This window comes from Streptomyces globisporus (assembly GCF_003501885.1).
GTDB classification, from domain to species: domain Bacteria; phylum Actinomycetota; class Actinomycetes; order Streptomycetales; family Streptomycetaceae; genus Streptomyces; species Streptomyces globisporus_D.
In genome coordinates, this window is record NZ_QWFA01000188.1 from 1 (window position 1) to 15291 (window position 15291).

The 15291-nt window shown below is 73.2% G+C and carries 14 protein-coding genes and 1 pseudogene; 4 read left to right on the plus strand and 11 right to left on the minus strand.

The features are described 5' to 3' along the window. A pseudogene (yaaA, locus tag D3105_RS27345) lies at positions 1-756 on the plus strand (peroxide stress protein YaaA); the annotation flags it as partial. Positions 757-826: 70 nt separating this feature from the next. Then, on the plus strand, positions 827-1492 hold the full coding sequence (eda, locus tag D3105_RS27350; protein WP_118905654.1) for a bifunctional 4-hydroxy-2-oxoglutarate aldolase/2-dehydro-3-deoxy-phosphogluconate aldolase: 666 nt from the start codon (positions 827-829) through the stop codon (positions 1490-1492). Between the two features lie 38 nt (positions 1493-1530). Here eda and D3105_RS27355 read toward each other — a convergent pair whose 3' ends face one another. The 5 genes from D3105_RS27355 to D3105_RS27375 all read right to left on the minus strand — a co-directional run bounded on the left by D3105_RS27355 (position 1531) and on the right by D3105_RS27375 (position 6309). After that, positions 1531-2316, minus strand: a complete 786-nt coding sequence (locus D3105_RS27355) for a sulfite exporter TauE/SafE family protein (protein WP_118905655.1) — start codon at positions 2314-2316, stop codon at positions 1531-1533. Between the two features lie 15 nt (positions 2317-2331). Next, positions 2332-3576, minus strand: coding sequence for a bifunctional RNase H/acid phosphatase (locus D3105_RS27360; RefSeq protein ID WP_118905656.1), 1245 nt, complete (start codon positions 3574-3576; stop codon positions 2332-2334). Continuing rightward, positions 3576-4319: a zinc ribbon domain-containing protein gene (locus tag D3105_RS27365; RefSeq protein WP_206272916.1), complete on the minus strand. Its 744-nt coding sequence runs from the start codon at positions 4317-4319 to the stop codon at positions 3576-3578. The genes D3105_RS27360 and D3105_RS27365 overlap by 1 nt, the downstream gene beginning before the upstream one ends. Beyond that, positions 4316-5152 carry a Nif3-like dinuclear metal center hexameric protein gene (locus D3105_RS27370; RefSeq protein WP_006124092.1) on the minus strand — a complete coding sequence of 279 codons (837 nt, stop codon included), beginning with the start codon at positions 5150-5152 and terminating at the stop codon, positions 4316-4318. The genes D3105_RS27365 and D3105_RS27370 overlap by 4 nt, the downstream gene beginning before the upstream one ends. A 119-nt stretch (positions 5153-5271) precedes the next feature. Next, positions 5272-6309, minus strand: coding sequence for an ABC transporter substrate-binding protein (locus D3105_RS27375; RefSeq protein ID WP_118905658.1), 1038 nt, complete (start codon positions 6307-6309; stop codon positions 5272-5274). Positions 6310-6520: 211 nt separating this feature from the next. On the opposite strand from D3105_RS27375, the gene D3105_RS27380 reads away from it, so the two are divergent. Beyond that, positions 6521-7870 (plus strand): hypothetical protein, encoded by a 1350-nt coding sequence (locus tag D3105_RS27380; RefSeq protein ID WP_118905659.1) that lies wholly within the window; start codon positions 6521-6523, stop codon positions 7868-7870. 129 nt (positions 7871-7999) lie between these two features. Then, complete coding sequence (locus D3105_RS34730) at positions 8000-8170, plus strand: hypothetical protein (protein WP_165891092.1); 171 nt, start codon at positions 8000-8002, stop codon at positions 8168-8170. 100 nt (positions 8171-8270) lie between these two features. On the opposite strand, the gene D3105_RS27385 is transcribed toward D3105_RS34730, so the two are convergent. The 6 genes from D3105_RS27385 to D3105_RS27410 form a co-directional block, all read right to left on the minus strand. Next, positions 8271-9218, minus strand: coding sequence for a 3-oxoacyl-ACP reductase (locus D3105_RS27385; protein ID WP_118905660.1), 948 nt, complete (start codon positions 9216-9218; stop codon positions 8271-8273). Positions 9219-9252: 34 nt separating this feature from the next. Then, on the minus strand, positions 9253-10329 hold the full coding sequence (locus D3105_RS27390; protein ID WP_118905661.1) for a Zn-dependent alcohol dehydrogenase: 1077 nt from the start codon (positions 10327-10329) through the stop codon (positions 9253-9255). A 47-nt stretch (positions 10330-10376) separates the two neighbouring features. After that, on the minus strand, positions 10377-11231 hold the full coding sequence (locus D3105_RS27395; protein ID WP_118905662.1) for a MaoC/PaaZ C-terminal domain-containing protein: 855 nt from the start codon (positions 11229-11231) through the stop codon (positions 10377-10379). A 242-nt stretch (positions 11232-11473) separates the two neighbouring features. Next, positions 11474-12919, minus strand: coding sequence for an MFS transporter (locus D3105_RS27400; protein ID WP_118905663.1), 1446 nt, complete (start codon positions 12917-12919; stop codon positions 11474-11476). A gap of 166 nt (positions 12920-13085) precedes the next feature. After that, positions 13086-14276, minus strand: coding sequence for a lipid-transfer protein (locus D3105_RS27405; RefSeq protein WP_118905664.1), 1191 nt, complete (start codon positions 14274-14276; stop codon positions 13086-13088). Between the two features lie 29 nt (positions 14277-14305). Then, positions 14306-15291: acyl-CoA dehydrogenase family protein (locus tag D3105_RS27410; RefSeq protein ID WP_240647038.1), on the minus strand; the 986-nt coding region annotated here is incomplete at its 5' end.

Consider the following 15291-nt stretch of genomic DNA (forward strand, 5'->3'; position numbering starts at 1 on the left):
CAGCTCGACCAACTAAGCCGGCGTCGCTGTCGCGTGCCGGGGCTCGCCCCGGCCCGTGCGGCGGTGCTGGACGAGTTGGTCGAGCTGTGCCAGGCGGACGAGGAGAAGGCCCGTGAGGTGCTCGGGCTGAGCGTGGGTCTTGCGGGCGAGGTCGGCAAGAACGCCGAGCTGCGCACCGCGGGGACCCGCCCGGCCGGGGAGCTGTACACCGGTGTGCTGTACGACGCCCTCGACCTGGCCACGCTGGAGGCGGCCGCGCGGCGCCGGGCAAGCACCTCGCTGCTGGTCTTCTCGGGGCTGTGGGGCGCGGTCCGGATCGGTGACCGGATTCCGCCGTACCGCTGCTCGATGGGCGTGAAGCTGCCCGGTCTCGGCGCCCTCGGCGCGTACTGGCGCACCCCTATGGAAACCGTGCTGCCCGAGGCCGCGGGCGACGGGCTCGTCCTGGACCTGCGGTCCTCCGCGTACACGGCGGCGTGGAAGCCGAAGGGCGAAGTGGCCTCGCGTACGGCGAGCGTCCGGGTGCTGCACGCGCAGATCGTGGACGGGGTGGAGAAGCGGTCCGTGGTGAGCCACTTCAACAAGGCCACCAAGGGCCGGCTGGTGCGCGACCTGCTGGTGGCCGGTGCGCGGCCCAAGGACCCGGCGCGGCTGGTGGAAACGTTGCGGGACCTCGGTTACGTGGTGGAGGCCGAGGCCCCCGCACGGGCCGGGCGGCCGTGGTCGCTGGACGTGGTGGTGACGGAGATCCACTGAGGGGCCTCTGTCGTTGCACAGGACGCAACGCTCGTTGCAGATATTGATGGCGGCGCGGCAGGATGACCACATGACCTCCTCCGTGCCGCCCGCCACGCCCTCCGCCGCAGCCACCTCCGACGCCTCCGTGCTCGATCTCGCACCCGTCGTCCCCGTCGTCGTCCTGCACGACGCCGCCGACGCGGTGCCGCTGGCGCGGGCGCTGGTGGCGGGCGGGCTCCCGGCGATCGAGGTGACGCTGCGGACGCCCGCCGCGCTGGAGTCGATCCGGGCGATGGCCGCCGAGGTGCCGGGCGCGGTGGTCGGCGCGGGCACGGTGATCTCGCCGGAACACGTCCGGGAGACGATGGCCGCCGGGGCCCGGTTCCTGGTCAGCCCGGGGTGGACGAACGCGCTGCTGGAGGCGATGAAGGCCTCCGGGCTGCCGTTCCTGCCGGGCGTCTCGACCACCTCCGAGGTGGTGGCCCTGCTGGAGCGCGGGGTGAACGAGATGAAGTTCTTCCCGGCCGAGGCGGCGGGCGGCACGGCCTATCTCAAGGCCCTCTCGGCGCCTCTCCCCCAGGCCCGCTTCTGCCCGACCGGCGGCATCTCGCTCGCCTCCGCGCCCTCCTATCTCGCCCTGCCCAACGTCGGCTGCGTGGGCGGCAGTTGGATGGTCCCGGGCGATGCGGTGGCGGCGAAGGACTGGGACCGGGTGGCCCGCCTGGCGGCCGAGGCGGCAGCGCTCGCCGCGTAGGCGTCCGGCCTCGCCGGTCTGTCTCCAACAGCGCGGGATCAGCGCAGGAGCTGCACCGCGTACAGCCCTCCGACACCCAGGGCCAGCACCCCCAGCAGCAGCCGCAGCGCCGTCTCCGGCAGGCGCGGCTGGAGGCGGGCGCCCAGGTAGCCGCCGCAGAGTCCGCCGAGTCCGCAGGCCAGGCCGAGGGACCAGTAGGGCGCGATGTCGCCGGTGGTGGTCAGGGAGAGCAGCGCGTACGTCCCGGCGCCCACCACCGAGGTCACGAAGGTGGCGGCGAGCGCGGCCGGGGCGACCTTCGCCACCGGCATGCCGCGCCCGACCAGGATCGGGCCGAGGAGTGAGCCGCCGCCGATCCCGTAGATCCCTCCGGCGACGCCGACCGCCATGGCCAGCCGGGTGACCGCACGGGGCGAGGGGTCCCGCGCCGGGGCCGGGCGGGAGGCGCGGCGCAGCGTGCGCAGGCAGAGCCAGCCGCCCAACGGCAGCAGCAGAACGGCGATGAGCAGCCGGAAAACCGACGGGCCCGGCACCGCGAACACCCGGATCACCGCGCCGACGACGACCCCGGGCACCGTACCCAGGACGAGCAGCCGGGTCAGCGGCCCCCGCAGCGTCCCGGCCCTGTGGTGCCGCAGCAGGGCCCCGGGGCCCGCCACCACGTTGTAGAGCAGGTTGGTCGGGGTGACCGCCGGGCTGGGCACCCCGAGCACGCTGACCTGGACCGGCAGCAGGAACACCGCGCCCGAGACGCCCACCGGCGCGGTGGCCGCGGAGATCAGCAGCCCGGCGGCGAACCCGAGCAGCCCCGTCGGCCAGTCCATGTGCGCCCCGCCCCGCTAGCGCAGGTGCGAGGTGTCGTTGAGCAGGCGTACGGAGGCGTTGCCGTCCCCGTAGTACGCGACGGTGGAGATCGAGGCCGGCGACAGCTCCATCCGGAACAGCGCCTCGGGCGGGGCTCCGAGGGCGAGGCGGACGAACGTCTTGATCGGCGTCACGTGCGTGACCAGCAGGACCGTGCGGCCCGCGTACCGGGCGACGAGCCGGTCCCGGGCGGCGGCGACCCGCTCGGCGACCTCGGTGAAGCTCTCGCCGCCGCCGGTCGGGGCGGTGTCCGGGGAGGCCAGCCAGGCGGTGAGGTCGTCGCCGTACCGCTCGCGCACCTCGCCGAAGGTCAGGCCCTCCCACGCGCCGAAATCCGTCTCGCGCAGGCTCTCGTCGATCCGGACGTCCAGGCCTAGGCGGGCAGCGACGGCGGCGGCGGTCTCACGGCAGCGGCGCAGCGGGGAGCTGACGATCTCCTGGACCGTACCGAGGGCGGCGAAGTGCTCGGCGGCCCGTTCGGCCTGGCCACGGCCGACGGCGGAGAGTTCGGGGTCGCTGCCGCCGCTGCCGGAGAACCGCTTCTCGGGCGTGAGAGCGGTCTCGCCGTGCCGGAGCAGGACGAGCGTGGCGGGCGCGCCCAGGTCGGGGGCCGCACCCCAGCCGGTCCGCGGGGTCCCGGCGGCCTGCTGCGGGGCGGGGTGGGCGTCCGTCGGCTCCCCGCCCGATTCCGCCGTCTCCTCGGGGAGGGAGAAGAGCGCGTCGGCGGCCGGCGCGGCTGCCGGAGCGTCCAGGGCGGCCGTCGAGGCGGATGCCTCCCACTGCCGGCCGTCGCGGCCCGCGTCCATCGCCTCGTTGGCGAGCCGGTCCGCGTGCTTGTTCTGCGCGCGCGGGATCCACTCGTACGTCACCGAGGCCGGCGGCAGGATCGCGGCGGCCCGGGCCGCCAGCGGCTTCATGTCGGGAGGATGCTTGATCTTCCAGCGCCCCGACATCTGCTCGACCACCAGCTTGGAGTCCATCCGGACGTGCACCCGCAGCGCGTCCCCCGCGTCCGGGAACAACGCCTTCGCGGCCGTCAGACCGGCGATCAGACCCCGATACTCGGCGACGTTGTTCGTCGCGACGCCGATGTACTCGGCGGCCTCGGCGAGTGCCTCCCCGGTGGCGGGGTCGATGACGACCGCGCCGTAACCGGCGGGCCCCGGGTTGCCCCGGGAGCCGCCGTCGGCCTCGACCACCACCTGGCGGGCGACGCTCATTACAGGCCCGACTCCGCGGTGCGGACCAGGATGCGGTGGCAGTTCTCGCAGCGCAGGACCGTCTCGGGGGAGGCGGCCTTCACGTCGTTGACCTCGGCCATGTTCAGCTCCAGGCGGCAGCCCTCGCAGCGGCGCTGGTAGAGCCGGGCGGCGCCGACCCCGCCCTGCTGCACGCGGAGCTTGTCGTACAGCTTCATCAGGTCGGCGGGGACGACCTCGGCGACGACCTGACGGTCCTTGGTCACCGTGGCGGCCTCGGCGTCCAGCTCGGCGGTGGCTGCGTCACGGCGCGCGGTGGCGTCGTCGACCTTGGCCTGGACGGCGGAGACCCGCTCGGTCAGCTCGGTGACCCGCTCCTGGGCGGCCTCGCGGCGCTCCATGATCTCCAGGACGACGTCCTCCAGGTCGCCCTGGCGCTTGGCGAGCGAGGTGATCTCGCGCTGGAGGCTCTCCAGGTCCTTGGGCGAGGAGACCGCGCCGGAGTCCAGGCGCTGCTGGTCGCGGACGGCGCGCTGACGCACCTGGTCGACGTCCTGCTCGGCCTTGGTCTGCTCACGGGCGGTGTCGCTCTCCTCGGTGGTGGAGGCGACCAGCAGGTCCCGCAGCTGCGCGAGGTCGCTGCTGAGCTGCTCGATCTCGGCGTGCTCCGGCAGCGAGGACCGCTTGTGGGAGAGCTGGGCGAGCCGGGTGTCGAGGGCCTGGACGTCGAGAAGTCGGATCTGGTCGGCGGGCGCGGCGTTCAGTTGGGGGCTCCAGAGGAATGGTGGGTGGTCCAGGGGTCGGTGACCTGCTTCGAGACATGGACCCGCAGGTCCCATCCGTGGCGGTCGGAAAGCGCGTCGAGCTGGGCCGCCGCCTGCTCGCACCAGGGCCACTCGGTGGCCCAGTGCGCGGCGTCGACGAGGCCGAGCGGCGAATGCTGCACGGCCTCGGACGCCGGGTGGTGGCGCAGGTCGGCGGTGAGGAAGGCGTCGACGCCTGCGGCGCGCACGGCGTCGAAGAGGCTGTCGCCGGAGCCTCCGCTGACGGCGACGGTGCGGACGAGCGCCTCCGGGTCGCCGGCCAGCCGGATGCCCTGCGCGGTGGCGGGGAGCCGGGCGGCGGCCCGGGCGGCGAAGGCGGCCAAAGTCTCGGGGTGGTCCAGCTCGCAGATCCGGCCGAGACCGCGCCGCCCGGCGGGGTCGGTGGGGTCGGGGACGAGCGGCCCGGTGACGCGCAGGTCGAGGGCGCCGGCGAGGGCGTCGGAGACGCCGGGGTCGGCGGTGTCGGCGTTGGTGTGCGCGACGTGGAGGGCGATGTCGTGCTTGATGAGGGTGTGGACGACCTTGCCCTTGAAGGTGTCGGCGGCGACCGTCGTCGTCCCGCGCAGATAGAGCGGGTGGTGGGTGACGATCAGCCGGGCGCCGAGCTCCAGGGCCTCGTCGGCGATCTCGCGGACCGGGTCGACGGCGAACAGCACCCGGTCGATCTCCGCGTCCGGGTCGCCGCAGACCGTCCCGACCGCGTCCCATCCCTCGGCCCGCTCGGGAGGCCAGAGGGCGTCGAGGGCGGCGATGACTTCAGACAGACGGGGCACGGGGGAAAGGCTACCTGGCCGGGGTGGTCCGCCGCCCCTGGCCGCCGGACCTGTACGTCGGGACCGGCGGCCGAACACGAATCGTTACTTCACGGTTCGTCGCCTCTTCGGAGACACGGTCACTTCACCAGGTCCGCGCGGAGGTCGTCGAGGACCAGGTCGGCCGAGGTGACGCCGAGGCCCAGGTACCAGGTCTCGTCGGAGACGTCCTTGGCCCGGCCCTCCTTCACGGCCTTCAGGTTCTTCCAGAGCGGGTTGGACCGGGCGGTGTCGCGCTGGGTGGCCTTCGGGTCGCCGTAGACGCCGGTGAAGATCCAGTCGGCGTCCGCCTCGTCGATCTTCTCCGGGCTGATCTCGGCGGCGAGGTCGTCGATCTGCTGGTTCTTCGGACGCGGCAGGCCGACGTCCTGAAGGATCGTGCCGATGAACGAGGCCTTGGCGTAGAGCCGGAGGCGGTCGGGCATGTAGCGGACCATCGACACGGTCGGCTTGTCCGCGCCGATGTCCTCGCCGAGCTTCTCGGCCTTCTTCTCGTACGCGGCGAGCGCGGTCTCGGCCCGCTCCGTACGGTCCAGCGCCTGGGCGTTGAGGAGGTAGTTCTCCTTCCAGGTGAAGCCCGGGCGGATGGAGAACACCGTGGGGGCGATCTTGGACAGCTCGTCGTACTTGTCCGCGGCACGGAGCTGGCTGCCGAGGATCAGGTCCGGCTGGAGGCCCGCGATGGCTTCGAGGTTGAGGCTGTTGATGGTGCCGACGCTCTTCGGCTCGCCCGCGTCCTTCTTCAGGTACGAGGGGATGGCCGCGTCGCCCTCACTGGGGGCGTAGCCGACCGGCTTCAGGCCCAGCGACACCACGTTGTCGAACTCGCCGACGTCCAGCACGACCACACGCTTGGGCGCGGCCTTGATCTCGGTCTTCCCCATGGCGTGGGTGACCGTCCGGGGGAATTCGCCGGCGTCGGCGTCCGTGCCGTACGACGCGGTCTTCCTCGCCGCGTCCGCGAAGTCCTTGCCGCCCGTGGCGACGGCGGCCTTCTTGCCGCCGTCGGACTTCGCCGCGTCCGCGTCCCCGCCGTCACCGCCTCCGCAGGCCGACAGGGAGAGGGCGGCCGCCACGGCCAGGGCTGTGGCGGCGGTACCGCGGGGGCGTAGGGACATCGCTTGCTCCAGTTGTCCACGTGAGTGCGCAGGGGGCCGCACCTGAAGTTAGGGCCGCCTAACCATAGACAGGGCCACCTCCGACAGCACACTCGCCCCCGCCACCTCAGGAGAATCCGGGCATCGCCACCCTTATGTGTGAAGTGCGGTGGCTCGTGTTGTTCGGCTGGAAGTGCGAAAACTAGCTTTCGTAGCCGGAGGTGACGAGTCCATGACTGCCTGTGCCATCGAGGGTGGATCCGCCGGGGCCGCCGCGACGGCGGACCCCGAAGCGGAACCCGAACCGGAAGAGCCCGGAGGGCCCGCCGAGGCGGACGGCTCCGGCCTGCTGCCCGAGTCCATCGCGGACGAGGAAACCGCGGAAGCCGAAGAAGCGGAAGCGTCGTCCACGGAGGGCGACGCACGGCCGAACGCCGACGGCGTACCGGCCGACGACGCACCGCTCCCCCGCGGCTTCACGCTCACCGCGGACGGCGCCTATGCCGCCCGGCTCACCGCCGCCCCCGGGCCGCCGGGCGAGCGCGCCTGGTATCCCGAGCGGTGGACGCTGGACGGGCCCGAGCCGTACGCGGTGCCCCTCCCCCTCGACCAGCCCGAGGAGCCGGACTCCGAGGTGGCCCCGCTCGCCGACGGGCGGGTGCTGATCCGGCGGAGGGTGGCGGACCGGCAGATGTTCTCGCTGCTCTACCCGACCGGGCCCGGGACCGGCGAACTCCTGCTGGGCGCGGTCGGGTGCGCGGAGATGACCCTGCTGCCGCCGTCGCCGGACGGCCGGAGCGTGTACGCCCTGGCGGCCGGCGAGGACCACGCGTCGCTGTGGCTGGTGGCGGGTGGCGCGTTCGGGCCCGAGGAGGTCGCGCGGATTCCGGGGCGCTGCTCGGGCGGGGTGTGGCTGGACCGGGCGGGCCGGATGCTGGCGCTGGACCGGCAGGAGCCGGGCGGCGGGCCGGTCAAGGCGGTCGCCGTCGACCTCGGGCGGCAGGGTGAGGTGACGCCGTTGCTCCAGATCGCGCCGGGGAGCGCCGACCGGCTGCTGCTCGCGGATCCGGACAGCGGGCTGCTGCTGATCCGCTCCGACGCCCCGGGCCACGACCGGCTCGGCTGGGGGGTGCTGGGGAGCTGCCTGCCCGTGAGGTTCCCCGAGTGCCTGCGCCTCGCGGACGTGGCGGTGACGCCGTTCGCGGTGCAGCCGGGCCAGATGCTGATGCCGGAGAGCTGCGCGGTGGCGCTGCGGATCGACGGGGCGCCGGGCAGCTGGGTGGGCGTGTGGCGTCCGGCGGGCCGGCAACTGCACCAGTTCGCGGCCCCGTTGGGCTGGGTGCCGGGCGCCGGGTGCTGGAGCCGGGACGGCGTGCTGCGCCTGCCGTACGCGAACGGGGCGACGCCCTGCGGCGTGGCGCTGCTGGATGCGCCCGTGGACGTGGAACCCTCCTCCGTGACCGGCCGTACGGGTGACGGGGAAGGCGGAGGGGAACCGTCCGCCGCCGACGCCGCTCCTGTTGTGTGTAAGCCCGTTCCGTTGGGGCAGGCGCCTCTGCACGGAGCCGCTCGACCTGATTGAATTCGGGTCCTGGGCTACGCGACCGTTCCGGGCGGGTACCGACGGTGACCGCGTCGGACGACGGTGGCGGGGCCGGCGACACACGTAGGCGCGACACAAGCAAGCGATCACAACGGGGTGACTTCCCACATGTCCGAGACACGGACCAACATGACCCAGCAGCGCCCGACGGGGGCGGGCGAGGGAGCCGGAACCGGCGGTTCCGGAAAGCACCGAGGGGGTGCGTCGGCGGAGAACACGTCGGTGCAGCCGCACGGCCGCCACCGCCGGCCCGTCGAAGCGGAATCCACGGCGGCCTGAACCGTCGGGCAGCGCACTGCGGAGGGCCCGGACCGGCGGACGACCGTCGGTCCGGGCCCTCCCGTGCGTACGGCGATACGGCTACGTACGGGAGATGCCGCTACCGCCGCTTCAGCCCCAGCACTTCGGCGGCGGCGAAGGTCTCGTTCGGCGGCCGGTCCGCGTAGTACGGGGTGAGCAGTTCGTCGAGCTCCGCGAAGGTGAACGTCTCCTTCGCAGCGTCGAACTGGGCGGCCACCCGCGGCCGTTCGACGACGGCGACCATCCCCCCGTGGACGACGAGCAGTTGCCCGTTGACCCCGGCCGCCGCCGGTGAGGCGAGGTAGCCGACGAGCGGGGAGACGTGCTCGGGCGCCAGCGGGTCGAGGGTGCCGTCCGCCGGTTCCTGGAAGCCCGCGAAGACGTCCTCGGTCATCCGGGTCCGGGCGCGCGGGCAGATGGCGTTGGCGGTGACGCCGTACTTGGCGAGGGCGAGCGCGGTGGAGGTGGTGAGCCCGACGATGCCGCCCTTGGCCGCCGCGTAGTTGGGCTGGCCCGCCGAGCCCGCGAGGAACGCCTCCGACGAGGTGTTGACGATCCGCCCGTAGACCGGCCCGCCGGTGGCCTTGGAGCGGGCGCGCCAGTGGGCGGCGGCGAAGTGCGTGGTGTTGAAGTGGCCCTTGAGGTGGACGCGGACCACCGAGTCCCATTCCTCCTCGGTCATCGAGAAGACCATCCGGTCGCGCAGGATGCCCGCGTTGTTGACCAGGATGTCGAGCCGGCCGTGGGCGGAAACCGCCGACTCGACCAGTTCGCGGGCCTGTTCGTGGTCGGAGACGTCGCCGAGGTGGGCGACGGCCCGCCCGCCGGCCGCGAGGATCTCGGCGGCGACCTCCTCGGCGGGGGCGGCGGACGCCTCGCCGGAGCCGTCCCGGCCGGGCTGCCCGTAGTCGTTGACGACGACGGCCGCGCCGAGGCGGGCCAGTTCGAGGGCTTCGGCGCGGCCGAGGCCGCGGCCCGCGCCGGTGACGATCGCGGACAGCCCGTCCAGCGGGAGGGGAAGTGACATCGGGTTCCTCGACTTCCTTGGGTGCGGGCGGGGTTCAGAGCTCGATGCAGGTACGCAGCGCCTCGCCCGTGCGCATCTGGTCCAGGGCGTCGTTGATCCCGTCCAGCCGGACCCGGTGGGTGATCATCGACTCCAGGTCGATGCGGCCCGCCCGCCAGAGCGCGATGGCCCGCTCGTAGGAGCGCAGGACGTCCCCGCCGCCGTACATGGAGGGCAGGATGCGCTTCTCGTCGAAGAACAGCTCGAACATGTTGACCTGGAAGGTGTCGTCCATGGCCCCGGCCCCGACGACGCAGAGAGTGCCGCCGCGGCGGGTGCTCTCGTAGGCGGTGCGGGCGGTGGCGGACTTGCCGACGACCTCGAAGACGTAGTCGAAGCCCTCGCCGCCGGTGATGCGCTGCTTGGCGTCGGCCAGTTCAGCGGGGGCGACGGCCTCGGTGGCGCCGAAGCGCAGCGCGGCCTCGCGGCGGGAGGCGACCGGGTCGACGGCGATGATCTGGGCCGCGCCCTGGACCCGGGCGCCCTGGATCGTGGAGATGCCGACACCGCCGCAGCCGATCACCGCGACCGACGAACCGGCTTCCACCTGGGCCGTGTTGATGGCGGCGCCGAGGCCGGTGGTGACCCCGCAGCCGATCAGGGCGGCGATCTCGAACGGTACGTCGTCGGGGATCGGCACCGCGCAGCCCGCGCCGACGACGACCTCCTCGGTGAAGGTGCCGGTGCCCGCGAAGCCGAAGACGTCCCCTCCGGGGCGCTTGAAGTTGGGGGTGCCCGCGTTCATGAAGCCCGCCAGGCACAGGTGGGTCTGGCCGCGCTTGCAGGACGGGCAGTCGCCGCAGGCGGGCAGCCAGCAGACGAGAACCCGGTCGCCGGCGCTCAGCCCGGCCACCCCGTCGCCGACGTCGACGACCTCGCCGGCGCCCTCGTGGCCGGGGATGAAGGGGGCGGGCTGCGGGAGGACGCCGCTCATCGCGGAGACGTCGGAGTGGCAGAGGCCCGTGGCGCGGATGCGGAGCTTGACCTTCCCCGCACCGAAGCCCACCGCCTCGACGTCGTCGAGGACTTCGAGCTTCTCCTGGCCTATCTCGTGCAGTACGGCTGCGCGCATGGCTGCGGCTCCCTCGAATCGGCTGCCAAGAAAGAGTGGTGCTGGGTTCAGGAGTGTTCGACGAGCGTGTCGGCGAGAACCGGGGCGTCGTCCCGCTCGGCGGCGGTGACCGTGACCTGGACGCGGCCGTCCCCGGTCCACATCCGGATACGGAGGGTCTCGCCGGGGAAGACCACTCCGGTGAACCGGGTGCGGTAGGCGGTGATGCGGGAGACATCGCCGTCCAGCAGGGCGTCGGTGACGGCCTTGAGGGTCATGCCGTACGTGCACAGCCCGTGCAGGATCGGCCGGTCGAACCCGGCGAGCTCGGCGAAGGCGGGGTCGGCGTGGAGCGGGTTCCAGTCGCCGGAGAGCCGGTAGAGCAGCGCCTGGTCCTCGCGGATGCGCCGTTCGACCGTGCGGTCGGGGGCCCGTTCGGGCACGGTGAGCCGGTCGGACGGCCCGCGCTCCCCGCCGAACCCGCCCTCCCCCCGGACGAAGATCTCGGCGTCGTTGGTCCACAGCGGCCCGTCGTCGTCGCGCGCCTCGGTACGCAGCACGATGACGGCGGCCTTGCCCTTGTCGTGGACCGCCGCGACCTTCGAGGTCTGGACGGCCCGGCCGGTCACCGGGATCGGGCGGTGGACGCGCACGGCCTGGCCGCCGTGCAGGACCGCGGCCAGGTCCACGTCGATCCCCGGCGCGCCCATCCCCCCGAAGGCGGCGGTGCCCGCGCCGGCCACGGTGGCGAAGCTGGGCAGCACCTGGAGCCGGGACTCCAGGGTGTAGCGCAGTTCGTCGGGGTCGGTGGCGGGGATGCCCGCGCCGAGACCGAGGTGGTAGAGCTGGACGTCCTTGTGGTCCCAGCCGATCTCGGCCCGGCGGGGTTCGGCGGCGAGGGCCGCTGAGGCATCAATGGGCATGACGGAGCAGCTCCTTGATGGTCCTTGGTGGTGATCCTTCACGGCGGGAAGACCTCGGCGCGGCCGTCCGCACCGTCGGCCGCACCGAGGTCGTACGGTGACCGGCAGGGCACGCCCTTCGGGAACAGGCACACCCCTTCTAGAACGCGTTCTAGCCGATGCCGATGGCCCATGTATAACGCAGGCCCCGGAAGTTGGGAAGAGTGCTGACGCTCTGTCAGATCGCGAGGATGGGACGGCCCCTACGGCGCGGGGCGCGGCGTGCGGTGGTTCGGCAGCCAGAGCAGCATCACGATCACCCCGGCCAGCAGCACGCCGCTCGCGGTGCGGAACGCCATGGCGTATCCGGCGGTGATCTCGGCCGTGTCGCCGGAGCCCGCGGTGCGCGCGGCGGCGACGGTGGAGAGCACCGCGAGGCCCAGCGCGCCGCCCATGGTGCGGGAGGTGTTGACCAGTCCCGAGACGAGCCCGGCGTCGCCCGGCTCCGCTCCGGAGGTGGCGAGGGTGGCGAGCGGGGTGGAGGCGAGCCCGGCACCGGCCATCATCAGGACGCCGGGCAGGCAGATCGCGGTGAGGTAGGAGCCGTCCACGCCCATCGTGGACTGCCAGCCGAAGCCCGCGGCAGTGATCAGGACACCCGCGACGGCGAGGCTCTTCGCCCCGGTCCGGACCATGAGGCGGGGGGCCAGCTTGGAGCCGATGACGACGGCGGCCGAGGTCGGGATCAGCGCGAGACCGGCCTGCAACGGGGTGTAGCCCAGGATGTTCTGGGCGTACACGGTCATGAAGTACCACATGGCGAAGGTCGCCGACCCCATGAGCAGCATCGACACGTTGGCCGAGGAGACGGCCCGTACGGAGAAGACGCGCAGCGGGATCAGCGGGACCGCGGTCCGCGCCTCGACCAGCACGAAGGCGGCCAGCAGGGCGAGCCCGGAGAGCAGCGGGACGAGGGTCGCGGCGGCCGTCCAGCCCTCGGCCTCGGTCTGGACGATGCCGTACGCGACGGCGGCGAGGCCCGCGGTGACCAGGACCGCGCCCAGCAGGTCGATACGGCGGCGGTCACCCGCGCGGCCCTCGGTGATGCGAAGGGCGGCGGCGATCAGGACGAGCGCGCCGATGGGCACGTTGATCAGGAGGACCCAGCGCCAGGAGAGGGCGTCGGTGAGGGCCCCGCCGATGAGCCCGCCGGCCGCGCCGCCGCCCGCCCCGACGGCCATCCAGGTGCCTATCGCCTTCGTCCTGGCCGGCCCGTCGGGCACGGCCGCGGTGAGGATGGTGAGGGTGGCGGGCGCGAGGACGGCGGCCCCGAGGCCCTGTGCGGCACGGGCGGCGAGGAGCTGCCAGCCCTCCTGGGCGAGACCGCCCGCGAGGGAGGCGGCGGTGAAGAGCCCGAGCCCGACGAGGAACATCAGCTTGCGCCCGTAGATGTCGGCGGCCCGCCCGCCCAGCAGCATGAACCCGGCGAACGCGATCGAGTAGGCGTTGACGACCCACTGGAGCCCCGCCGCGCTCAACCCCAGGTCGGCCCGCATGGAGGGCAGCGCCACATTGACGACGGAGACGTCGAGGACGACGAGGAACTGGCCGGTGCAGGCGGCGAGCACGACGGCCCAGGCGCTGGGACGTATGCGGGAGGTGGCGGGCGGGGCGGAGGCGGGAGCGGAGACGTCGGGCATGACGGCCATGGTCGCAGGCGTCGCGTGGCCCGTACATCGGGTATCGGATCCAGGTCTCGCGTCCCCGGTCACCGGGACGGAGGTCCTGCACCGGCCCGGTGACCGGGACCGGGGCCTGCACCGGCCCGGCCGGCGAACCGACGTCGGCACGCCCGCACCGCGCTCCGCGGGCGTCTCAGCCGCGCCGCAGCAGCGTGACCACCGCCGCTCCGCCGAGGCCGATGTTGTGGGCGAGGGCGGTCCGGGCGCCGGGGACCTGGCGGGCTCCGGCCTCGCCGCGCAGGTGCCAGGTCAGCTCGGCGGCCTGGGCGATGCCGGTGGCGCCCAGCGGATGGCCCTTGGAGATCAGCCCGCCGGACGGGTTCACCACCCACCGGCCGCCGTAGGTCGTGGCCCCGGACTCGACGAGCTTGCCGGACTCGCCCTCGCCGCACAGGCCGAGCGCCTCGTAGGTGAGGAGTTCGTTGACGGAGAAGCAGTCGTGCAGCTCGATGACGTCGAGGTCGTCGGGGCCCAGGCCCGATGCGGCGTACACCTGCTCGGCGGCGGCCTTCGACATCGGGGCGCCGACCGCGTCGATGCAGCTGCCGGAGGCGAACGACGCCTCTGTGTCGGTGGTCATGGCCTGAGCGGCGATCTGCACCGCCCGCTCCCCCAGGCCGTGCCTCTCGACGAACCGTTCGGAGACCACGACGGCCGCCGCCGCACCGTCGGAGGTGGGCGAGCACTGGAGTTTGGTGAGGGGGTGGTGGACGGTACGGGCGGCGAGGACCTCCTCGACCGTGTACGGCTCCTGGAACTGGGCGTACGGGTTGCGTGCCGAGTGCCGGTGGTTCTTGGCCCCGACCGCGGCGAGCTGCGCGGGCGTCGTCCCGTACCGCTCCATGTGCTCGCGGGCCGCGTTGCCGAAGATCTGGGCGGTGGGCGGGGACATCGCGAAGCCGTGGCCGGCCGCCATGATCCCGTAGTGCCGGGCGACGGGCGAGGTCGCGAAGTCGCCGCCGTCGGATCCCCCGCCGAGCGCGCCGCGGGCCATCTTCTCGAAGCCGACGGCGAGGACGCAGTCGCTGCCGCCGCCCTCGACGAGCTGCCGGGCCAGCATCAGGGCGCTGGCGCCCGTGGCGCAGTTGTTGTTGACGTTGTAGACGGGAATGCCGGTCAACCCCAGCTCGTACACGGCGCGTTGTCCGGCGGTGGAGGCCTGGAAGCAGTAGCCGACGGGGACTTGTTCGACCTGGTCGTAGCGGATCCCGGCATCGGCCAGGGCTGCGGTGCCCGCCTCGCGGACCATGTCCCAGTACTGCCAGTCGCGGGTCTCGGGCTTCTCGAACTTCGTCATGCCGACGCCGACGATGTAGGCCTTCATCTTCCGACTCCTCGTGGTGGACGGACCGTTCAGTCCCGGGGCAGGCCGAGGATGCGCTCGGCGACGACGTTGAGCTGGATCTGGGTGGTGCCGCCCGCGATGGTCAGACAGCGGGACATCAGGAAGCCGTGGAGGGCCCGCTCCCCCGCCTCCGGTTCGTCCACCGCACCGTGCGGGCCGAGGAGTTCGAGGGTGAGTTCGGCGACCTTCTGCTGGTGGAGCGTCTGGACGAGCTTGCGGACCGAGGCCCCGGCGCCCGGTTCGCGGCCGGAGACCTGCCGGAGGGCGGTGCGCATCCCGATGCAGGCGAGCGCGTGGGCCTCGGCGGCGAGAGCCCCGACCCGGGCGCGGACGGTCTCGCCGAGCCCGGCCGAGCGGGCGATGAGCGCCTCCAATCCGCTGTCGAAGGTCATCTGGTCGGCCATGTGGACGCGTTCGTTGCCGAGCGTGTTGCGGGCGACCCGCCAGCCGCCGCCGACCTCGCCGACGACGGCGTCGGCGGGCAGCAGGACGTCGTCGAAGTACACCTCGTTGAAGAGGGATCGGCCGGTGATCTCCTTCAGCGGCCGGATGCTGATGCCCCGGGCCTTCTCCATGTCGACCAGGAAGTAGGTGAGCCCGCGGTGCTTGGGCGCGTCCGGGTCGGTGCGGGCCAGCAGGATGCCGTGGTCGGCGGTGCGGGCGGCGCTCGTCCAGACCTTCTGCCCGGTGATCCGCCAGCCCTCATCGGTCCGTACGGCACGGGTGCGCAGCGCGGCGAGATCGGATCCGGCGTCGGGTTCGGAGAAGAGCTGGCACCACTGGAGGTCGCCGCGCAGGGTGGCCGGCAGATAGCGCTCGCGCTGCTCCTTCGTCCCGTACGCGATCAGGGACGGCACCACCCAGGTGGCGATGGACAGGTCACTGAGCCGGATCCCCTGCTCGCGCAACTCCTGTTGGATCGCGAGCTGCTGTACGGGCCCGGCGTCCAGCCCGTACGGGGCGGGGAGGTGCGGGGCGGCGTGGCCGCTGGGGG

Excerpts from the sequence above, each read along its gene's own strand:
- eda (WP_118905654.1), top strand. The coding sequence starts at position 827 with ATGACCTCCTCCGTGCCGCCCGCCACGCCCTCCGCCGCAGCCACCTCC.
- D3105_RS34730 (WP_165891092.1), top strand. The coding sequence starts at position 8,000 with ATGTCCGAGACACGGACCAACATGACCCAGCAGCGCCCGACGGGGGCG.
- D3105_RS27375 (WP_118905658.1), bottom strand. The coding sequence starts at position 6,309 with ATGTCCCTACGCCCCCGCGGTACCGCCGCCACAGCCCTGGCCGTGGCG.
- D3105_RS27400 (WP_118905663.1), bottom strand. The coding sequence starts at position 12,919 with ATGGCCGTCATGCCCGACGTCTCCGCTCCCGCCTCCGCCCCGCCCGCC.
- D3105_RS27390 (WP_118905661.1), bottom strand. The coding sequence starts at position 10,329 with ATGCGCGCAGCCGTACTGCACGAGATAGGCCAGGAGAAGCTCGAAGTC.
- D3105_RS27385 (WP_118905660.1), bottom strand. The coding sequence starts at position 9,218 with ATGTCACTTCCCCTCCCGCTGGACGGGCTGTCCGCGATCGTCACCGGC.
- D3105_RS27395 (WP_118905662.1), bottom strand. The coding sequence starts at position 11,231 with ATGCCCATTGATGCCTCAGCGGCCCTCGCCGCCGAACCCCGCCGGGCC.
- D3105_RS27360 (WP_118905656.1), bottom strand. The coding sequence starts at position 3,576 with ATGAGCGTCGCCCGCCAGGTGGTGGTCGAGGCCGACGGCGGCTCCCGG.
- D3105_RS27405 (WP_118905664.1), bottom strand. The coding sequence starts at position 14,276 with ATGAAGGCCTACATCGTCGGCGTCGGCATGACGAAGTTCGAGAAGCCC.
- D3105_RS27380 (WP_118905659.1), top strand. The coding sequence starts at position 6,521 with ATGACTGCCTGTGCCATCGAGGGTGGATCCGCCGGGGCCGCCGCGACG.
- D3105_RS27355 (WP_118905655.1), bottom strand. The coding sequence starts at position 2,316 with ATGGACTGGCCGACGGGGCTGCTCGGGTTCGCCGCCGGGCTGCTGATC.